15 protein-coding genes and 2 pseudogenes are annotated in these 18,607 nt (G+C 48.8%); 8 read left to right on the top strand and 9 right to left on the bottom strand.

Annotation, left to right across the window (positions count from 1 at the left end; genetic code table 11):
* Positions 1 to 126: 126 nt before the first annotated feature.
* The 3 genes from hutH to hutC all read right to left on the bottom strand — a co-directional run bounded on the left by hutH (position 127) and on the right by hutC (position 4,391).
* The gene (gene hutH / locus KT99_RS06565; protein ID WP_005498218.1) at positions 127 to 1,659 is read right to left on the bottom strand and encodes a histidine ammonia-lyase; all 1,533 of its coding nucleotides are present in this window, start codon (positions 1,657 to 1,659) and stop codon (positions 127 to 129) included.
* A gap of 2 nt (positions 1,660 to 1,661) precedes the next feature.
* On the bottom strand, positions 1,662 to 3,362 hold the full coding sequence (hutU, locus tag KT99_RS06560; protein WP_005498217.1) for a urocanate hydratase: 1,701 nt from the start codon (positions 3,360 to 3,362) through the stop codon (positions 1,662 to 1,664).
* A gap of 327 nt (positions 3,363 to 3,689) precedes the next feature.
* Positions 3,690 to 4,391 carry a histidine utilization repressor gene (gene hutC / locus KT99_RS06555; protein WP_005498216.1) on the bottom strand — a complete coding sequence of 234 codons (702 nt, stop codon included), beginning with the start codon at positions 4,389 to 4,391 and terminating at the stop codon, positions 3,690 to 3,692.
* Positions 4,392 to 4,585: 194 nt separating this feature from the next.
* Here hutC and hutI point away from each other — a divergent pair, with 194 nt between their 5' ends.
* The 3 genes and pseudogenes from hutI to KT99_RS22740 form a co-directional block, all read left to right on the top strand.
* Positions 4,586 to 5,812: an imidazolonepropionase gene (gene hutI, locus KT99_RS06550; RefSeq protein WP_005498215.1), complete on the top strand. Its 1,227-nt coding sequence runs from the start codon at positions 4,586 to 4,588 to the stop codon at positions 5,810 to 5,812.
* A 713-nt stretch (positions 5,813 to 6,525) separates the two neighbouring features.
* On the top strand, positions 6,526 to 6,837 hold the full coding sequence (locus KT99_RS06545) for a DUF134 domain-containing protein (protein ID WP_040571677.1): 312 nt from the start codon (positions 6,526 to 6,528) through the stop codon (positions 6,835 to 6,837).
* Positions 6,838 to 6,864: 27 nt separating this feature from the next.
* Positions 6,865 to 7,299: pseudogene (locus tag KT99_RS22740) on the top strand (NifB/NifX family molybdenum-iron cluster-binding protein); the annotation flags it as partial.
* A 480-nt stretch (positions 7,300 to 7,779) separates the two neighbouring features.
* Here KT99_RS22740 and KT99_RS06535 read toward each other — a convergent pair.
* The gene (locus tag KT99_RS06535) at positions 7,780 to 8,331 is read right to left on the bottom strand and encodes a porin family protein (protein ID WP_005498212.1); all 552 of its coding nucleotides are present in this window, start codon (positions 8,329 to 8,331) and stop codon (positions 7,780 to 7,782) included.
* A gap of 99 nt (positions 8,332 to 8,430) precedes the next feature.
* Positions 8,431 to 8,679: pseudogene (locus KT99_RS06530) on the bottom strand (alpha/beta hydrolase-fold protein); the annotation flags it as partial.
* 258 nt (positions 8,680 to 8,937) lie between these two features.
* Between KT99_RS06530 and mtnC the strand changes: the two are divergent.
* On the top strand, positions 8,938 to 9,615 hold the full coding sequence (gene mtnC, locus KT99_RS06525; protein WP_005498209.1) for an acireductone synthase: 678 nt from the start codon (positions 8,938 to 8,940) through the stop codon (positions 9,613 to 9,615).
* A 119-nt stretch (positions 9,616 to 9,734) separates the two neighbouring features.
* A complete protein-coding gene (locus tag KT99_RS06520; protein ID WP_005498208.1) occupies positions 9,735 to 10,067 on the top strand; it encodes an acyl-CoA thioesterase in 333 nt (110 codons plus the stop codon).
* A 99-nt stretch (positions 10,068 to 10,166) separates the two neighbouring features.
* On the opposite strand, the gene KT99_RS06515 is transcribed toward KT99_RS06520, so the two are convergent.
* The 3 genes from KT99_RS06515 to KT99_RS06505 form a co-directional block, all read right to left on the bottom strand.
* Positions 10,167 to 10,571 carry an acyl-CoA thioesterase gene (locus KT99_RS06515; protein ID WP_005498207.1) on the bottom strand — a complete coding sequence of 135 codons (405 nt, stop codon included), beginning with the start codon at positions 10,569 to 10,571 and terminating at the stop codon, positions 10,167 to 10,169.
* Positions 10,572 to 10,642: 71 nt separating this feature from the next.
* Complete coding sequence (locus KT99_RS06510; RefSeq protein ID WP_005498206.1) at positions 10,643 to 12,439, bottom strand: AMP-dependent synthetase/ligase; 1,797 nt, start codon at positions 12,437 to 12,439, stop codon at positions 10,643 to 10,645.
* 335 nt (positions 12,440 to 12,774) lie between these two features.
* Entirely contained in the window at positions 12,775 to 13,143 is a 369-nt protein-coding gene (locus tag KT99_RS06505) for a GntR family transcriptional regulator (RefSeq protein WP_005498204.1), read from the bottom strand.
* Between the two features lie 87 nt (positions 13,144 to 13,230).
* On the opposite strand from KT99_RS06505, the gene KT99_RS06500 reads away from it, so the two are divergent.
* The 3 genes from KT99_RS06500 (at position 13,231) to KT99_RS06490 (ending at position 16,817) form a co-directional block, all read left to right on the top strand.
* Positions 13,231 to 14,850: an alpha/beta hydrolase gene (locus tag KT99_RS06500; RefSeq protein ID WP_040571676.1), complete on the top strand. Its 1,620-nt coding sequence runs from the start codon at positions 13,231 to 13,233 to the stop codon at positions 14,848 to 14,850.
* On the top strand, positions 14,843 to 15,577 hold the full coding sequence (locus tag KT99_RS06495) for an ABC transporter ATP-binding protein (RefSeq protein ID WP_005498202.1): 735 nt from the start codon (positions 14,843 to 14,845) through the stop codon (positions 15,575 to 15,577). Before KT99_RS06500 ends, KT99_RS06495 begins: the two co-directional genes overlap by 8 nt.
* 79 nt (positions 15,578 to 15,656) lie before the next feature.
* The gene (locus KT99_RS06490; protein ID WP_040571694.1) at positions 15,657 to 16,817 is read left to right on the top strand and encodes an ABC transporter permease; all 1,161 of its coding nucleotides are present in this window, start codon (positions 15,657 to 15,659) and stop codon (positions 16,815 to 16,817) included.
* Positions 16,818 to 16,930: 113 nt separating this feature from the next.
* Here the strand turns inward: KT99_RS06490 and KT99_RS06485 are convergent, their stop codons facing one another.
* A complete protein-coding gene (locus KT99_RS06485; protein WP_005498197.1) occupies positions 16,931 to 18,499 on the bottom strand; it encodes a hypothetical protein in 1,569 nt (522 codons plus the stop codon).
* Between the last annotated feature and the right edge of the window lie 108 nt (positions 18,500 to 18,607).

Below are 18,607 nucleotides of genomic sequence, written 5' to 3'. Positions count from 1 at the left end.
GAGGAACGAGGAAAGCAGTTCCTAGGCCTCTAATAAAAGATGCAGAAAAATAAAAAGCCGGAGCATAAATGCGCCGGCTTTGATATTTCTAGGGCCTAGGAACTAGAATCTAGGCACCCAATTTAATTAGAAACTGGGCAAAACACCTGCTGGTAAGTAAGTATTAAAGCTCGCTGTCATTAGCAGATCTATCGATGCTTGAATATCCGGGGCGAAGAACCTGTCCTTATCGTAATAGGTCACCAGCTCACGTATTTCTGCTTTGGCCTTAGCCACTGCAGCACTAGGCTGTAGCGGTGCACGAAAATCCAGCCCCTGTGCCGCAGCCAATAGTTCGATGGCGAGTACACCACGTGTATTCTCTGACATATAGCGCAAACGACGCGCCGCAAAGGTCGCCATGGAGACGTGATCTTCCTGATTAGCCGATGTCGGCAAGCTGTCTACCGATGCAGGATGGGCATAGGTCTTGTTCTCTGAGGCCAATGCGGCGGCGGTCACCTGAGCGATCATAAAGCCTGAGTTAACCCCGCCATTTTCCACTAAGAAAGGCGGCAGCTTAGACAAGTTAGGATCGATAAGTAGAGCGATACGACGCTCGGCGATAGAACCTAGTTCGGCAAGGGCAAGCGCCAGATTATCCGCCGCCATGGCAACTGGCTCGGCGTGGAAGTTACCACCCGAAATAATCTCACCCGTATCCTGGAATACTAACGGATTATCTGTCACGCCGTTCGCTTCGACTTCAAGCACACCCGCCGCATGACGAATTTGACTCAGACAAGCACCCAGCACCTGAGGCTGACAACGCAGTGAGTATGGGTCTTGCACCTTCTCACAGTTGGCGTGATCTAAGCTAATCTCAGACTCTTCACCGAGCAGATGACGGAACACACCGGCAGAATCTATCTGGCCCAGTTGGCCACGAGCCGCATGAATGCGCTGATCGAATGGACTACGGCTAGCCATAGCCGCTTCGACGCTCATGGCACCGATAACTGAACTTGCCGCGAACAGATCTTCGGCATTGAACAGGCCTTCCAGCGCCATAGCCGTCGATGCCTGAGTCCCGTTAAGTAGTGCCAGCCCCTCTTTAGCGGCGAGTTCGATTGGCTTGAGGCCAGCAATTTTTAGACCTTCTTTAGCCGTGATAATCTCCCCTTTATGGCTCATCTCACCTTCACCGAGTATCGACAGACTCATATGTGATAGCGGCGCCAAATCACCCGATGCCCCCACGGAACCTTTCTCAGGTACACATGGGTAAACTTCGGCGTTAACCAAGGCGATAAGGAAGTTGATCACCTCGAGTCGAATGCCAGAGAAGCCACGACTTAGGGAGTTAATCTTAAGCACCATCATCAGGCGCACAGTGGCGTCCTGCATGTACTTGCCCACACCTGCGGCGTGTGACAATACGATAGAACGTTGCAGTAACTGCAGGTCTTCGGCGGCAATTTTGGTATTAGCCAACAGGCCAAAACCTGTGTTGATACCGTAAACGGTGCGATCTTCATCTAAGATCTGCTGCACTATGCCTGAGCTGATATTGATACCGGCAATGGCGCTCTGTGCCAGTTCGAGGGTGACCTTGCCACGACTGATGTCACGAATTTGAGCAAGGGTCAGGGTTCCTGGGGTTAATACTAAATGGCTCATTTCTACTTACCTTCTTCAGCTGTTTTTTTCGAGCGAGTGTCTAGCATTGGCAGGTCAAGGCCTTGCTCTTTGGCACAATTCTTAGCGAGATCATATCCGGCGTCAGCATGACGCATAACGCCAGTCGCAGGATCATTCCATAATACGCGTTCGAGACGCACGGCAGCATCATCACTGCCGTCGGCAACGATAACCACACCCGAGTGCTGGCTGAAGCCCATGCCCACACCACCACCGTGATGCAGAGATACCCAAGTCGCGCCGCTTGCAGTGTTCAATAACGCATTCATCAAGGGCCAATCGGAAACCGCATCCGAGCCATCGAGCATAGATTCAGTTTCACGGTTAGGGCTGGCTACTGAGCCGGAATCTAAATGATCACGGCCGATAACGATGGGCGCTGACAGCTCACCACTCTTAACCATCTCGTTGAATGCCAGTGCCAGACGGGCACGATCTTTCAGACCCACCCAACAGATACGCGCCGGCAGGCCCTGAAACGCGATACGCTCGCGGGCCATGTCTAACCAGTTATGCAGTTGCGGGTTATCCGGGATCAGCTCCTTCACCTTGGCATCTGTCTTATAGATGTCTTCAGGATCACCGGATAGGGCCACCCAACGGAAAGGACCTATGCCTTCGCAGAACAGGGGACGTACATAGGCTGGCACGAAGCCCGGGAAGTCGAATGCGTTCTCAACCCCTTCTTCGAATGCCATCTGACGTATGTTGTTGCCGTAATCGGTCGTCGCGGCACCGGCCGCCTGCAGGGCAAGCATGGCTCGAACCTGAACGGCCATAGACTGCTTAGCCGCCTTAACCACAGCCGCTTCATCTTTGTTACGCATATCGGCCGCATGCTCCAGGGTCCACCCCTGTGGCAAGTAACCGTTTAATGGATCATGTGCAGAGGTTTGGTCGGTAACCACATCCGGGGTAACCCCACGTTCCACCAACTCGGCGAACACATCTGCCGCATTAGCGAGAAGACCAACTGAGACCGGCTTACCGCTCGCATTGGCCGCATCGATCATAGCGAGTGCTTCATCGAGAGAGGTGGCTTTCTTATCGACATATTTAGTACGCATACGGAAATCGATACGGGTCTCGTCGACTTCACAGATCAATACAGAATACCCTGCCATAGTGCCGGCTAGCGGTTGAGCGCCGCCCATGCCCCCTAGGCCACCGGTCAAGATCCACTTACCCGCCGATGAACCACCGAAGTGTTGCTTAGCCATGGCGACGAACGTCTCGTAGGTGCCCTGAATTATGCCCTGAGAGCCGATATAGATCCAAGAACCCGCCGTCATCTGGCCGTACATCGCCAAGCCTTTCTTATCCAGCTCGTTGAAATGTTCCCAGTTTGCCCAGTGTGGTACCAGGTTAGAGTTAGCAATGATCACCCGTGGTGCATTGCTGTGAGTCTTGAACACGCCAACTGGCTTGCCAGACTGCACCATCAGGGTCTCGTCATCTTCCAGACGCTGCAGAACTTCGATGATCTTGTCATAGCACTGCCAATCACGGGCAGCTCGGCCGATACCGCCATAGACCACGAGATCTTCCGGGCGCTCGGCAACATCCGGGTGCAGGTTGTTCATCAACATACGCATAGGCGCTTCTGTCATCCAGCTCTTACAACTTAGTTTGCTGCCGTGTGGTGCGATTATGCGACGGCTTGGATCGTGTCTCTTATCCATTTCGAAAAACCTCTTTTCAATTTGCTTGTTCTTAATTGCTCTTATAGAGAGCTTTGCTTATATTTGATTCCGTTTATTTTTTCTTTTACTTGTATATACATCTTCATTTCACTTTAAGTCAGCTAATCAATCTTGCCCTATCCACTTTATTGTTAACGCTCTTACCCAGTTAACTTATTCACCACTACTCAGCCCCACCAAATAGCATTAATCGAATATACCGGCTTTAATCTTGCTGTATCCAGCTTAATTGTGAACGCTCTTACCCAGTTAATTTTTCCCTTCGCCACGCAGTGGCATTCATCGACATGCGCAGCAGATCGATTTTTAGAACGTCAGATGACCACCTAATCTAAATCTGCTGCCCGGATGAATTAATCTGGCGTAACTCACCACACCTTTGCGTGACCAGGTACGACGCAGGATCTGCAAGCAAGGTTCACTCGCCTCAATCTGCAGCTGTTGTTGATTATACTTATTGGCCACCACGGCCTCTAATGTGTGTCTCGCCTCGGTGAGAGGCGCCACCAGAGACAGGTATTCGTGGGGTGTCTGCACAGAAAAATCCTGCAGCAGATAATCTGGAATAAGCTTAGGGTTAACGAAACGCTCCTCAAGCTGTAGGGGAATACCCTGCTCGCAATGCACTAATACCGAGTAGTAGACAGGACTGCCGGTCTCTAATCCTAGGGCAATGGCAATAGGCGCGATGGCTTCAATCTCGGTGAGCTCAAGCTGCTTGACGCTATAACCATGGCCCCTGTCTTTGATCTCATCGGCAATGTTACGAATCGCCATCATGGAAGACTGGGACTTGAACTCGGCAACAAAGGTGCCTAAGCCTTGAGAGCGCTCGAGTACGCCATCGTCGGTGAGTTCAGTCAATGCACGGCGGGCCGTCATACGGCTGCATTCAAACAGCTCAGCCATCTGGTTCTCCGAAGGAACACGACTATGCTCCTCCCACTCACCAGATTCGATACGGGCTAAAATATACTGTTTAATCTCTGCAAACTTGGGCGTCGCCATACCTATCCTTAAATCTGAATGTTGCGATATTAGCACCTAGGTTCTAGAATCTAGGAACTTGTCTTCGATCAATAATGCTTTTCAAACGATTAAAATTACCGCTATAATCCTAGCTTGTATATACAAGTAAATACAAGCTGGATCACACTTTTATTTCAGCAAGAATAACAACACTGCAAAAGTGAGGAAAAATTATGTCTTGGGATCATGTCTGGATTGACGTCAATGTAGCGACTATGTCTCCTTCTGTTTCAGCGCCTTATGGAGCAATAACAGATGCAGCCATAGCAGTAAAAGAGGGCAAGATCGTCTGGGTTGGGCCACGTTCTGAGCTGCCTGAGTTTGATGTTTTGTCAACGCCGGTTTACAGAGGCAAGGGCGGCTGGATAACCCCGGGTCTTATCGACGCCCACACTCATCTAGTATTTGCCGGTAGCCGAGCCAACGAATTTGAGCTCCGCCTCCAGGGTGCCAGCTATGAAGAGATAGCCCGTAGCGGCGGTGGTATAATCTCGACAGTTAAGGCCTGCCGCGAAGCCAGTGAGGCCGAGTTGTTCGAGCTAGGCCGCAAGCGCCTCAACGCCCTGGCCAAAGAGGGTGTCACCACGGTCGAGATAAAATCTGGCTATGGCCTGGATACCGCAACGGAACTCAAATTACTGCGTGTGGCCCGTGAACTCGGCAAGCATCATCACGTAGACGTGAAAACCACCTTCCTCGGCGCACACGCCATCCCGCCTAAATATAAAGATGATGTTGAGGGCTATGTTGATCTGGTCATCAATGAGATGTTACCCGCGGTCATCGAAGCTGGATTGGCCGACGCCGTCGATGTGTTCTGTGAAAATATCGCCTTCAGCGTCGAACAGACTGAGCGGGTGCTGAGCGCCGCGAAAAAAGCCGGCCTGGATATCAAGCTCCACGCCGAGCAGCTATCAAACTTAGGCGGCTCAGCCATGGCGGCCAAGCTGGGCGCCAAGTCGGTGGATCATATCGAGTATCTGGACGAAGATGGCATTATCGCCCTGAGTAAGAGCGGCACCTGCGCCACCTTGCTACCCGGCGCCTTCTACTTCCTGCGTGAAACCCAGATGCCACCTATCGAGCTGCTGCGCAAACATAAAGTCCCTATGGTATTGGCCAGCGATTATAACCCGGGGTCCTCTCCACTTTGCTCTAGCCTGTTGATGCTCAACATGGGTTGTACCTTGTTCCGCTTAACACCGGAAGAAGCGCTTGCGGGCATGACGCGCAATGCTGCCAAAGCCTTAGGTATTGAGGATAAGGTAGGTGTGTTAGAAATCGGTATGCAGGCAGATTTCTGTCTATGGGATATTACCACACCGGCAGAGCTGTCCTATACCTATGGGGCGGGGGCTTGCCTTGAGGTAGTGAAGGCAGGACATCTGATTCATCAGTAAGTTGATGAAGTTAACTTTCAATGAACTCTCATAGTTCATTGGTATTTAGCCAGCTTGATTGATAACCATAGCGTCATGGTTATCAATTGCTTGCCGCAGGCTTATGTGCAGATACTTCTGCGAGACGCTATAAAGCCATCCCTGGCCACTTTACGGTTTCGTCCCTGAAACCGAAACTCGCAGCCGCATCTACACCAGATTATCTATCTCTTCGATTAGGCTTCAAAGGGTATAGCTAACTTATTCATCTGGCGATATGGGTACTTGGTGGTTTTATGGTGCCCATAGCTTTGTTGGAGTTTATAACCTGCGGTGGTGCTGCATAGGGGTATGCGAATGTCGTGATCATATGGTTGTGAATGAACGACCTTATGTGCACTCTACTGTAACAAGAGTCTGCGAGACGCCGGCTCTTGATTTCATAAGAAGTATTCCCTGTAGGCTCTGCGATGAAAAACAATTTCCATGTTTAACCGCTAGATCGGAAAATATATCAATATATAACAGCCAGTTAAGATTACATACTTCTCGTTCTAAGAGCTTCACTAAGTGAAGCCCCCTCTTCCAGCATCAGCTTATTTAGCCAATACGCATCCACCTAAGAGTGACATAGTGCACAGTTTGTTCTGTTATTTTATATAATAATCTTTAGTTATTGGCGTAGGCCAATAACTAATTGGTTTTTTTACTCTCAAATCAAGAGACGATTCATCATGCCCAGACCTAGAAAGTGTCGCCGTATATCGGCCTGTGTGCCCTGTAGCATGTTTAAGCCCAATGGGATCCCTGCGGTTGAATTAACCAAGATTCAGCTAGAAGCCGATGAATTTGAAGCGCTGAACTTAGGCGATGTAGAGAGGATGAGTCAGCTCGATGCCGCCGCCAAAATGGGGATCTCCAGACAAACATTCGGCAACCTGCTGGCCAGCGCACGAAAGAAAGTAGCCACTGCTATCACCCGCGGACATGCGCTTGTGCTTCCTCAAGAGAGCCAAGAGAGCCAAATCGATACTAATCCAACATAAGCCATTAATAATGGCTCAGGAATAACTATGATTATTGCAATGCCAATGAGCCGAGACAGGCTCGCAAGCCACTTTACCAAAGCCCAACAGATCGGCTTCTTCAACGAACAGCATCAGTTAATCGCCAGCTTCGCCAACCCAGCACTACTGGCTGCAGGGTGCAGCGCCAAGAAGGCAATGTTAGAGCTGATAATCAATAACAAGACCAACATCATAATCGTGCAGCACATAGGCGAGCGTATGCTCGGCAAGCTGCTCGATGCTGGGATCAGCGTCAGTAAGGGCGATAGCTCTCTTTGTCTCGAAGAGCTACTAAAAACCACTCGAAACCTGAACTTGCGTCTTCTCGATGCATCACAAGGCAGAGTCTCACTCAACCATGAGAAGAAAGGTGGCTGTTGTGGTGGCAATGCAGGAGATGGAAAGTCTGGCGGCTGTGGTTGTGGCTCTCATTCACATAGCGGTGATACGGATGTTCACTGCGATGCTCAAGGCTCTGGCTCTATAGGAAAGAGGTCCGGTGGATGCTGCGGTGGCCACGCTGCTCATGAACACTCAGGTAATAAAAAGTCCGGTGGATGTGGTTGTGGTGGTAAAGCCAAGGGCAGAACTGAGTCGGTCATGAGCCACCTAACAAAGCAGGAAAATACCGCATCAGTACAAGAGAGAGAGGTCAGTTACGCAGGATTTCGGAAACAGTAAGCTCTTTCTCTTACTGCCCTTAGCCTGATTAACGCTAGCAGGTAAACTAACTTACCCTCGCATCAAATGGGGACTCAGCCACGATTGAGACTGAGTCCGACACCGTCAATTTTGGTTATCGATGAGACGCTAGCAAACAGCCAATTGCAACATTCCTACATGTAACCTAGAGGATTTCTCGTTAGAAAGCGAAAGTCATGCTAATAACTTCTCTACGCGAGAGGCATGGATACCAAGCTGTTAGAATCGATAATGTAAACCGACTCCATATTGAACAAGGCTAATGTCGGCAAAGTCATCATCACGTTCATCGGATTCAGGAGCTGTTTCACTGATCTCATAAAACACTCGCAACGCCAAAGACTGAGTTAAAGTCACATCCACACCAGCACCAAATAACCAACCAGTGCCTTGATAACTCTCATCAACATCGTCATCGTCGCTATAAGTCCTATTAACCACCAGTCCAGCCTTCAAATAAGCCGTGACACTGTCAGTAAAGGCATGTCGCACCACAGGCGAGATTGTCATCGCCGCCATCCTAAAATCCATTTCATCGACAAAGCTATCTGTCGCAAAAATGCTCGCTTCAATACCAAAGCTGTCATTAAAGTTATAACCACCATAAACACCGAACCCAATGGCAGACTCATCAAACGTACCAATATTGTCTTCTATGGCCGTGTTATTGACTTGGCCACCCAGGTAAAAACCCAGATCTTTAGCGGCAAAAGCAGGTGTTGTCGCCGCAGCCAGTAATATGCCAGCGGTTAACAGAGAGTTGAGTTTCATTGCTATCCCTATATTTGTCTATTTACTGCATCCGATGTACCCACTACATTTATATAACAGTAAACAGTCTTAAAAACGGCTGCATTTTAACTTCTTACAAACATAAAAACCATACTTCTCTTCTGAGAGATATTGGTAATGATCGAGTATCGCCTGGGGGCCTTGACGTGAAATCTCTGAATCTGGTTTTAGCACTTGGTGATAATCATTGAATAACAACTCGATACCGTAGGCAGTCGCCAAAATCGGCTGGGTCATGTAATAAGTGCCGTCGAAGCGTTTGATACGATAATCCAAGGTTGGCGTGGCATTGGCTTTGATGATGTCTTCCATCTCGGCAAAGCTAGCACTATTGTTTAGCTTTGACTAATCCTTGTCCAATCCATGCAAAATCCCTCCCAGTTCAATCCTGCTTGGTAAAGGGCAAGATAACTTATAGATCACTATCTAGCTTCATATAAGCATTTATCTGGCATATTCAGTAAATTTAATACATCTTGTTCACAGATTAGGCTAGTAATAGTGGAGATTTCAGCTTAGGATCGACATTGAAAATAACGTTATCAGTTACTGGAACATCGATTCCAGGCACATTGTGGAGTAATCATGGGTATCAGAGCCATAGTTGTAGATACAGCAGGTACAACAACCGAACTTAGCTTTATTAAGGACACGCTTTTTGCTTACTCAGCCAAGGCACTACCCGATTTTCTTAAAGAAAATGAGCACAATGTATTAGTGGAAAACTGCATCTGTGATGTGAGAGATATCGCCCTAGAGCCAGATGCCTCACTCGAGCGTGTTACTGAGATCCTGCAGCAGTGGGTAGCCGAAGACAGAAAAGCCACGCCGCTTAAGACATTACAAGGCTTAATCTGGAAGCAAGGTTACTCCAAAGGTGAGTTCACCGGTCATATCTTCCCTGACTTTATCCAGGCTATCGAAGGGATTAAGCAGCAAAATATGCGTTTATATAGCTTTTCATCAGGCTCAGCAGAAGCGCAGAAACTATTGTTTGCCCACAGTGATGGCGGTGACTTAACCCCACATTTCGATGGCCATTTCGATACCCGTACCGGTAACAAGCTGTTTAAACAGGCGTACCTCAACATCATCAACACCATCAGCTTAGCCCCTAAGCAGGTGTTGTTTATCTCAGATGTGGTCGAAGAGCTAAAAGCCGCCGAAGAAGCCGGCATGCGTACCTTGCAGATGGTTCGCTCAGACGACCAGCGCACAGGCAGCCATAAGCAGATCACTAGCTTTGCCGAACTGACGTTCTAATTAACAGCATAAACTTGAAAAAGGGTACTCAGCATTGAGTGCCCTTTTTTACATCTGTTGTTCGCTCTCTGCTATGCTGACCCTCAAGTTAAACAAGCGTTTCAATAACGAGAGGCATCATGTTAGAACAGTTTATCGCACAAAACCCTGTCCACACAGAGATCACCGTAGCCTGGGGAGAGATGGATGCCCTGCAGCACGTAAATAACGTGGTCTATTTCAAATATTTCGAGACGGCGCGGATCGATTTCTTTAGCCAGGTAAACCTGCTCGGCGATATCAAAGCCGACCGTTTCATGATGAATTATACGGTTTTCAGCAAGGCTCAAGCAGCTGTCACCACCTTAGGTAGTTCACAAGTGGTGATGTTTAACTTCAACACAGGCAAGAAAGCGACACTGACCCCAGAACTAGTCGATGCCCTCAGGACCTATGAAGAAGTGAAATCATAAGCCCGTGGTTCAACATCGAGAAAGACTAGGAGGCTAGCTGTTGGTATGTGCAGAAGTTTTTATAGCTTCTTGTTAAGCTTTCATAAAAACAAAAGCTAACTATTCTCCAGTTAGCTTTGCCAGCTGAGATTTAACCTCGGCAGAAATCGGCTGACTCTTATCTATGCCGTAATCGTAATGCACCAGGGTCGTCTTAGCTTCTGCAGTCATCTTACCCTCTTGCCAGCTTTGCTGGGCCACCTCGAAGCTAGAGTTACCCACTCGGCTGATCCAGGTCTTAACGCTGACAGGCTTGCCATAATTAGTCGGCGAAGTATACGCAATGGTAAACCCAGCCACTATCAGGTTCCACTGACTTAGGTCCAGGCTAGGATTGAAGATCTCGAATACTGGCTCACGTGCAGTTTCAAACCACACAGGAAGCACAGTATTATTGATATGGCCCAGACCATCTGTCTCGTTAAATCTTGGCTGAATCTCTAAGCTAAAAAAGGTCTCTGACATATCTCAATATCCTCTTATAATTCTTGTTATTCGGCTTTATCATTGCTTGTGCATAGAGATGCGAAGCAGATCTATCGACCGTACATCGCGCTGATCTCGCGCGCATACTTATGATAAATCATCTTACGGCGTAACTTCATGGTCGGGGTGATTAGACCCGCTTCCATAGAGAAGGCTTCCGGTAGCAGAGTAAACTTCTTAATCTTCTCGAAACCAGCCAGATCAATCTGCAATGTCTTGAGGCGTTGCTCGAAATGCTCGATGACATGGCTGTGACGTAACAGCTCAATGGGCGATTCATAATGCAGCCCCTTCTCTTTAGCCCAGATCTCTAATAACTCGAATGCTGGTACGATCAAGGCGGTGACATAGTTCTTAGCATCGGCCACTATGGCAACTTGCTCGATGAAAGGACAACATCCCACCTTACCCTCGACGCGTTGAGGGGCGATATACTTACCGTTAGAGGTCTTCATCAGCTCTTTGATACGGTCGGTGATAAACAGGTTACCTTGCTCATCGATACGACCCGCATCACCAGTCTTCAACCAACCATTTTCGAAGGTATCGGCGGTTTCTTGTGGACGGTTATAGTAACCACGCATCACGGTATCGCCGCGAACAAGGATCTCGTTATTTTTACCTAATTTGATCTCGACTTCGGGTATGGCATTGCCATTAGAGCCGGGAACGCGATTAGCCAGAGTATTACAGGTGGCTGTGGCAGTCGTTTCTGTCATGCCGTAGCCACACAACACAGGTACGTCGATACTCTGGAAGAAGGCGCTCACGGTAGGATCCAGCGCAGCACCACCAACAGGCATAAACTTGAGGCGTCCGCCCAGTACCTGTTTTAGCTTGCTAAACACCAGTTTATCGGCCAATTTCCATTGCAGGCTCAAAGCCAGTGATGCCTTCTTACGGCCCTGACCCACCTCAGATTGACGATGACCCACATCCATGGCCCAGACGAACAACTTCTGACGGCTACTCGGTGCCTTAGAGACTTTATCCTGTACCGCGCTATACACCTTCTCTAAAAATCTTGGTACCACACAAAGCGTGTGTGGACGTACCTGGACTATGGCTTCTTTGACCGCCATAGGGTTTTGCAAATAGACGTTATGGCCACCACTGCTAAGCACGTAGAAGCTCCAGCCACGTTCGAACACATGACTCAGGGGCAGAAAGGCCAGAGACACGTCACCGGGAGTAAATGGCAGGAAACTATCGTGCTGACGCACCATAGAGGCAAAATTACGGTGGTCCAACATCACGCCTTTTGGCTCACCAGTAGTACCTGAGGTGTATATCAGGGTCAGCAAGTCATCCAAGTTTGCCGCTTCGAGTCGTTTGTCCAACTCGATGAGCGTCTTTGCCGGATAGCTGTCGGCAATAAGATCGTCGAAGTGATGATGATTGGCATTGTCTTGCAGGGTGACGCTCTTATCGAACACCACCACCTGTACCAGACTGTTACAAACTTCGGTGAGTTTACAGGCCATCTCATAATGAGTTTGATCGCCGGCGAAGATGAGTTTCGCCTCGGCATCATCGATAATATAACTCGCCTGGCCGAAGGTGCCGGTCGGATAGATAGGCACGACAACGGCGCGAGTCTTGAGACAACCAATATCGGCACAAGTCCACTGTGGGCTGTTCTGTGCAAGGATGGCCACACGGTCTTGAGCCTCGAAGCCAAAATGAATCAAGGCTTGAGCGACCTGAGTGCTGATGCTATCGAAATCGCTCCAACTCACCTGATGCCATGGAGCCGCCATTTCGTATCCTTCGAGCGCGATAGCATCGCCGAGTTGCAGGCTCTGCTTCTTGATTAATCGTGTTAAATGATACTGCTCGAGTGACATATATTTGGGACCTTTTTAAGCGTACAGGTGTTCCTGTTTGCGAACATTTTACGCCAATGGCTCAAGAAAAATAAGAGCAATTACTCAATTTTCGTTAGTACTGCCACAGTTTTATCAAATTTGTGGCCTTAAACTAGATCGCCTTTCCAAAACTTTTTAATTCCCCAGCATATAGTTAGCATGAATATGCCCCCTAGAGTTAGCTCTCCCGCTAACCATAGCCAAATGTCAGTTTCTTCAGCAAACACATGTAAACTTCCTGATACCCAGGCCGAATGCGCAATAATTATCAGCATACTTGTGGACAGCTGTATTTTGTTTATTCTTTTACCGCTTTACCAACAAGTATCGATGAGCCCCATTAACTCATCACGACTTATGCCTAATTGTTTGGCCTGGGACACGAGTTCATCGACCTCGGGCTTAAGTAACTGGGCACTCGAAGTTATCTCGCTAAGTTCACGTTTAGCCACCCTGGTAGCTTGGCCACGGCGCCTCTCCAGCCATCCCTGCTCGACCAGCTGCTGCACCGCCCTAGAAACTGTCATGGGGTTTACCGACAGGTGCTCGGCCATCTTCCGCACCGAAGGCAGCACTTGTGCTGTTTCTAGTTGACCACCCACAATTAAACGCACAATCTGTTCGCTCAACTGTCGATATATGGGTTCACCACTACTGGGGTTGACATTTATTAGTGCTAACATTAGCCTTTAGATACTGTATTAATGCATTGATACACCGATACATAATCTAGCATAGATTGAGTGATTTTCAACAAAGGAATAGCCCGTATGTTTCATGGAAAGCGAGACAGGTCTGAGACAAGAAAGGCCATAAATAGTGTAAAGGGCAAGCCATTAATGACGCTGATCGGCACACTCCTTATCAGCAGCATGATTCTAAGCCTTCCCGCCTCTGCCTCTGCAGATTCTGAGAACAGCGAGAATAACACCAGGGTTCCAGCTAGCCAGAATGAGCAAACCTGCTATCTGGACGGCCTATCTGAGCAAGTTAGCTGCGGCTTTATCACGGTGCCGGAGAATCCAGCTAAGCCAGATGGAAAGCAGATAGAGATCCACTATGCTGTGCTGGCTGCGATAAAAAACAGTAATTATGCCGAAGCCTTTCTTGCTATCGCCGGCGGCCCGGGTCAATCGGCCATAGATAACGCCGCGGGTTTCAGCCGTATATTCAGCAAGATACGTCAGAGTCGGGATATCTTACTCATAGATCAGCGCGGCACCGGACGATCCAATATCCTAAATTGCTTAGGAGACGGCTTCGAAGATCCATTGGCCATTAACGAAGCAGATTTCGACGTGGCCACTGAGACTCAAGCCTGCCTGGATGAACTCGACGCCGATGTCACTCAATACGGCAGCCTGAATGCACTGGATGATTTCGAAGCCGTGCGCAAGCATCTCGGCTATAAGAAGCTGCATGTATATGGCATCTCCTACGGCACTCGCATGGCACAGCTGTATCTACGTCACTACCCGGAAGTACTATCGACAGTCACCATAGACGGCGTAGTCCCGATGCAACAGAGTGTACTGGCCATCGGCAATTCCATCAGCCGCGCCTTCGATTTGTTAATCAAGGATTGCAACACTAACAAGCTCTGCGGCGCTCAATTCCCCAACCTCAAAGCAGACTTAGCCAGTGTCGATGCTAAGCTAGCCATAGCGCCAATGGTCAGCCAGGTACCAGACCCGTTAACTGGCGAGTCAACTCAGCTCACCATGACGCGGGCCAAATTTATGGGAGCCATCAGAATGGCCCTGTATATGCCTAATGTCCGCGCGCTTATCCCACATGCAATCAATGAGGCCGCTAAAGATAATTTCCAACCTATCTTAGGTATGTATGCTCTCACTATTGATAGCACAGGTATCGCCATGGGCATGCATGTCTCGGTTATTTGTGGCGAAGATTGGCAACGCCTCACAGCTGCCGAGCGAGACGCCGCCAACCAGACCTATTTTGGCCGGGAGATGGTGACCACATTCGAACAATCCTGCGCCATCTGGAATATGCCAGCCGTGGATGCCGACTTTTCTGCGCCCATTAGCAGCGACATTCCCATCTTAGTATTATCGGGAGAGCTAGACCCAGCCACACCGCCGAGCTGGGGTGAATTAGCCATGGAAAAACTCACCAATGCCAAGCACTTTATCGCTCCCTACGCTACCCACGGGGTCGCCCATCAATCTTGCGCTAACGAACTTATCGCAGAGCTAGTCGACAGCGGCAACGTGCAGGAGTTAGACGGTGAATGCCTGAACAAGGATGTGAGGCGTAATTTTTACCTCAATGCCAGTACAGTCGAGGCCATCCCTGCCCAGGAACATAAACAAGAGCCCGTACAAAAGCCAAAGCAAGCACTAGCCCAAGGAGCGAGCCATGATTAAAGTATCTAATCTATCTAAGCGTATCGGCGAGGTTCAGGCACTCGATGATCTGAGCTTCGAGGCCAAAGATGGCCAAATAACCGGACTACTTGGTCCTAACGGTGCGGGCAAGACTACCTGCCTGAGAACCATTTTCGGTCTGCTCCAGCCAGATAAAGGTATCGCCGAGATAGATGGCATCGACGTGTCTAAATATCCTATCGAAGCCAAACAGCAGCTGGGGCTGTTCCCGGATCCTTTCGGACTGTATGAAAGACTGACGCCGAGAGAGTATGTGAGTTATTTTGCCGAGCTCAATGGCTTGTCGAGAGTAGAAGCCAAGGCTGCTACCGCTAAGGTACTCAGCCAACTACATATGGATGATATTGCCGACCGTCGTTGTAAAGGCTTCTCCCAGGGCCAACGCATGAAGACGGCACTGGCCCAGGCCATAGTCCACCAGCCTACCAACATCATACTCGACGAGCCAACCCGAGGCTTAGATGTGATGAGCACCCGAGTGCTGAGAGATCTATTGCGAGGCCTCAAGGAAAATGGACACTGCGTCTTATTTTCTAGTCATGTGATGCAGGAAGTAGCCGCGCTCTGTGATCAGGTGATCGTGATGGCAGACGGGAAAGTCATTGCCATCGGCAGCCCGGATGACCTGTGTCGCCAGACAGGTAAGGATTCTCTGGAGGATGCGTTTATCCAGCTTATAGGCACTGATGAAGGAATCGCAGCATGATGCACTTGATAACACACACTCAGGAGGATGCGCGTTTTCAAAGCCAGCTTATTGGAACAGATGAGGGAATCGCAGCATGATGAATAAGATTATGACCATGGTTCGCAAGGAACTTATCGATGCCGCCAGAGACAAGCGCTCAGTCATGGCCGGACTCTCCTACGCTATCGGTACCCCCTTATTGATGTGTGGCATGTTTATGCTACTCATAGGCCAGATGTCGAGCCCGAAAGACCTCAATATCAAGATAGAGCATGCCAATAACGCCCCAGATCTCATCAAGTACCTATCCAGCCAAGGGATCACCCATGGTGATAGTCGCAGTACTGATGACCAAGGTGAGCCGCTGGATGTGAAAGATATCCGCCTGGTGATCAGTGAAGATTACGCCGCTCAGATGGCTAAAGGCCTCAGCGCCGAAGTCATACTTATCGCCGATAACTCTAACGAGAAGCTGCAAAACTCTATTCGTCGTCTCGAGCGTAACCTGCAGACCTATAGCGCCGAGATGGGCAGCTTACGCTTAATCGCCAGAGGCATAGATCCACGTGTGGTTCAGCCAATTAAGGTGAAGATAGAAGATCAAGCCACGCCGGACTCTAAGGGCGGGATTATCTTAGGTATCGCCACCATGACCATGATCTATGCGGTATTTATCTCAGGCATGAACTTGGCCATAGATACCAGTGCCGGTGAACGAGAGCGAAATTCATTAGCCTTGTTACTCAGTCATCCGGTATCGACCCGTAGCATAGTGCTGGCCAAGGTGTTTGCCGTTACTGTGTTCGCCATGTTGGGTCTGCTGTTAACCCTGATCATCTCCAAAATATCCTATGCCTATGTCCCCTGGCATGAGCTTGGATTTACGGTCAACATAAGCACAGACTTCATCTTGCTTATGCTATTAATTGGACTCCCCATCGCCATGATGGCCGCAAGCCTGCAACTCTTTGTCTCCTTCATGGCCAAGAGCTTTAAAGAGGCTCAATCCTATCTGACCTTAGTACTCATAGTACCCATGATGCTGTCGATGGCCGCCAGCTACAACATAGCCCCGGATACCTTGCAGTGGCTCCCCGTCTCAGGGCAGCAACAGGCACTAATAGCCTTCATCAAGGGACGAGAAATCCCCATGTTACAGCTAGTACTGTCCTCGGTCGTAACCTTAGTTATCACCCTAGCCCTAACTTTCGCCATGGAAAGATCGCTCAAGAGCGAGAAAATAATCTTCGGCTTGTAGGGAATAGCAGCTTCTAGTTCTGACACAAGAAAGAAAGTCGCGAGTTTAAGATATAGCGAAGAAAGGCACTAGTGCCCTTCTTTAAAGCTTAGCTAGGTCTGTTATCAAACACGTTAGCAGCAGGTGTGGGTATTAAACTTCTCTCGATAAGCTCTGGGGCTAAGACTCGTCAGCTTAATAAACAGCTTTCGAAATGAACTCACATCAATCTTGAGCGACATACGCAGGATCCCCAGCTGCTTACGTTTACGACATATAGCTGGCGCGGTATTTCCCAAGAGTTTGGCCAAATCGGGATCTGACATGGTGCCCAACTTGGCTATAGCCTCAGGATCGGCCCAAGTGCCTTTGTGAGGACTCTTCCAAATAGGAATATTGAGCCGTACACGTTTTTTAGATACCACATTCGACGTCACTGTTAATTGATAAGCCAAGCGCTCATCGGCCATGGTACCTAGTAAGGCTAGGCGCCCCTTAGTCCAAATAAACTTCTTGTGACTTATTAACGGCTTGATACTCATTTGAATACGTTTGTTACGCACCGCAGTAGCACTTATTCCAAGTCTACTTGCCGTTTGAGGATCCGATAATGTCCCCAACAGCGCTATCTCACTCTCTAGCCAGACCCTTGCCCCGAGATGCTCAGACAAGCCAAGCTCCTCACGCTTCTCTCTGACCAGACTAACATCACACTGCCAAACCTGGCTCAAGATCTGATCTTTGCTTCTGCCTAACTCAGATATCATCTGTGCGGTCCAAACGAGTAGGCTGCTGCGCATTGCAGGCTCAATACCCAGCTTTCTTCTGCGGTATTGCACCACTTTACCGCTGATCCCCAGATCTTTTCCCACCTCTGAATCAGATTTAAGCCCTAACAAGGAATCCATCTCTGTGGTCCATGAGAATTGCTGTTCATTGGGCACACGACCTAATGGAGCAATACCACGAATTAGACGATTAACCCTGATGTTTAGACGATTTACACAGAACTCCTCGGCAAGTTCTACATCATATTTTTTCCCTAGCAACTTAACAGCCGCTCTTGGAATATTGGGCGGTGATGGGAAATCGAGGCTGTTAAAAGTAGGGATCGAAAGTAATATTCGCTTTATATACACCGACAATTTACAGATGCCAAAGTACTCAGAAAAGTCTCCATCAGATATCTCGCCTAGATTATCTAGCATCTGCTGAGTCCACTGAATGCGGGTACCACGCCGATAGGGGGCGATTCCCAAACGATTCCGCCGGTAGGTAACCTGATCTTTATTAATACCAAGCAGATCAGCAATAACAGTATCGTAATCGGTGCCTAATAACGCCTCTTCCTCTGCCGTCCAGTCATGGGGGTTTTGTATAATCAAAGGGGGGATTTCTACAACTTGTCGCTCAAATGCTAAAATATCGAGCGCCGCTCGACGACCATTCACAATGGCACCGCTGGTATCTAACCTTTTTGCCAATACTGTGTCTGGCATAGACCCCAGCAATCGCTCAGCTTCAGGCGTCCACTGAAAATGATGAACCTCAACAGAAGATGCTACCGCCGGTATCCCCTCCTTCTCACGCAATAACTTTACCTGGAAAGGTCGCACACCAAATGTAGCAGCGACCTTAAAATCACTCATAGCCCCTAAGGCGGCTAACAGTTTTTTAGATGGATTAACTAAATGACGTTGCATATTGACCTAGACTCTCTGCTTCATCCCTTTAACAAAGCTAGTCTAAATTACCCGGGGTGCCAATATTTACTCAAATTAATCAAAAGCTAATAACTACTTTTCAAGATA

The sequence above is a fragment of the Shewanella benthica KT99 genome (assembly GCF_000172075.1).
Classification (GTDB): Bacteria; Pseudomonadota; Gammaproteobacteria; order Enterobacterales; family Shewanellaceae; genus Shewanella; species Shewanella benthica_A.
The sequence above is the reverse complement of the archived record's forward strand: the minus strand, read 5'-3'. Positions and strand labels throughout refer to the sequence as shown.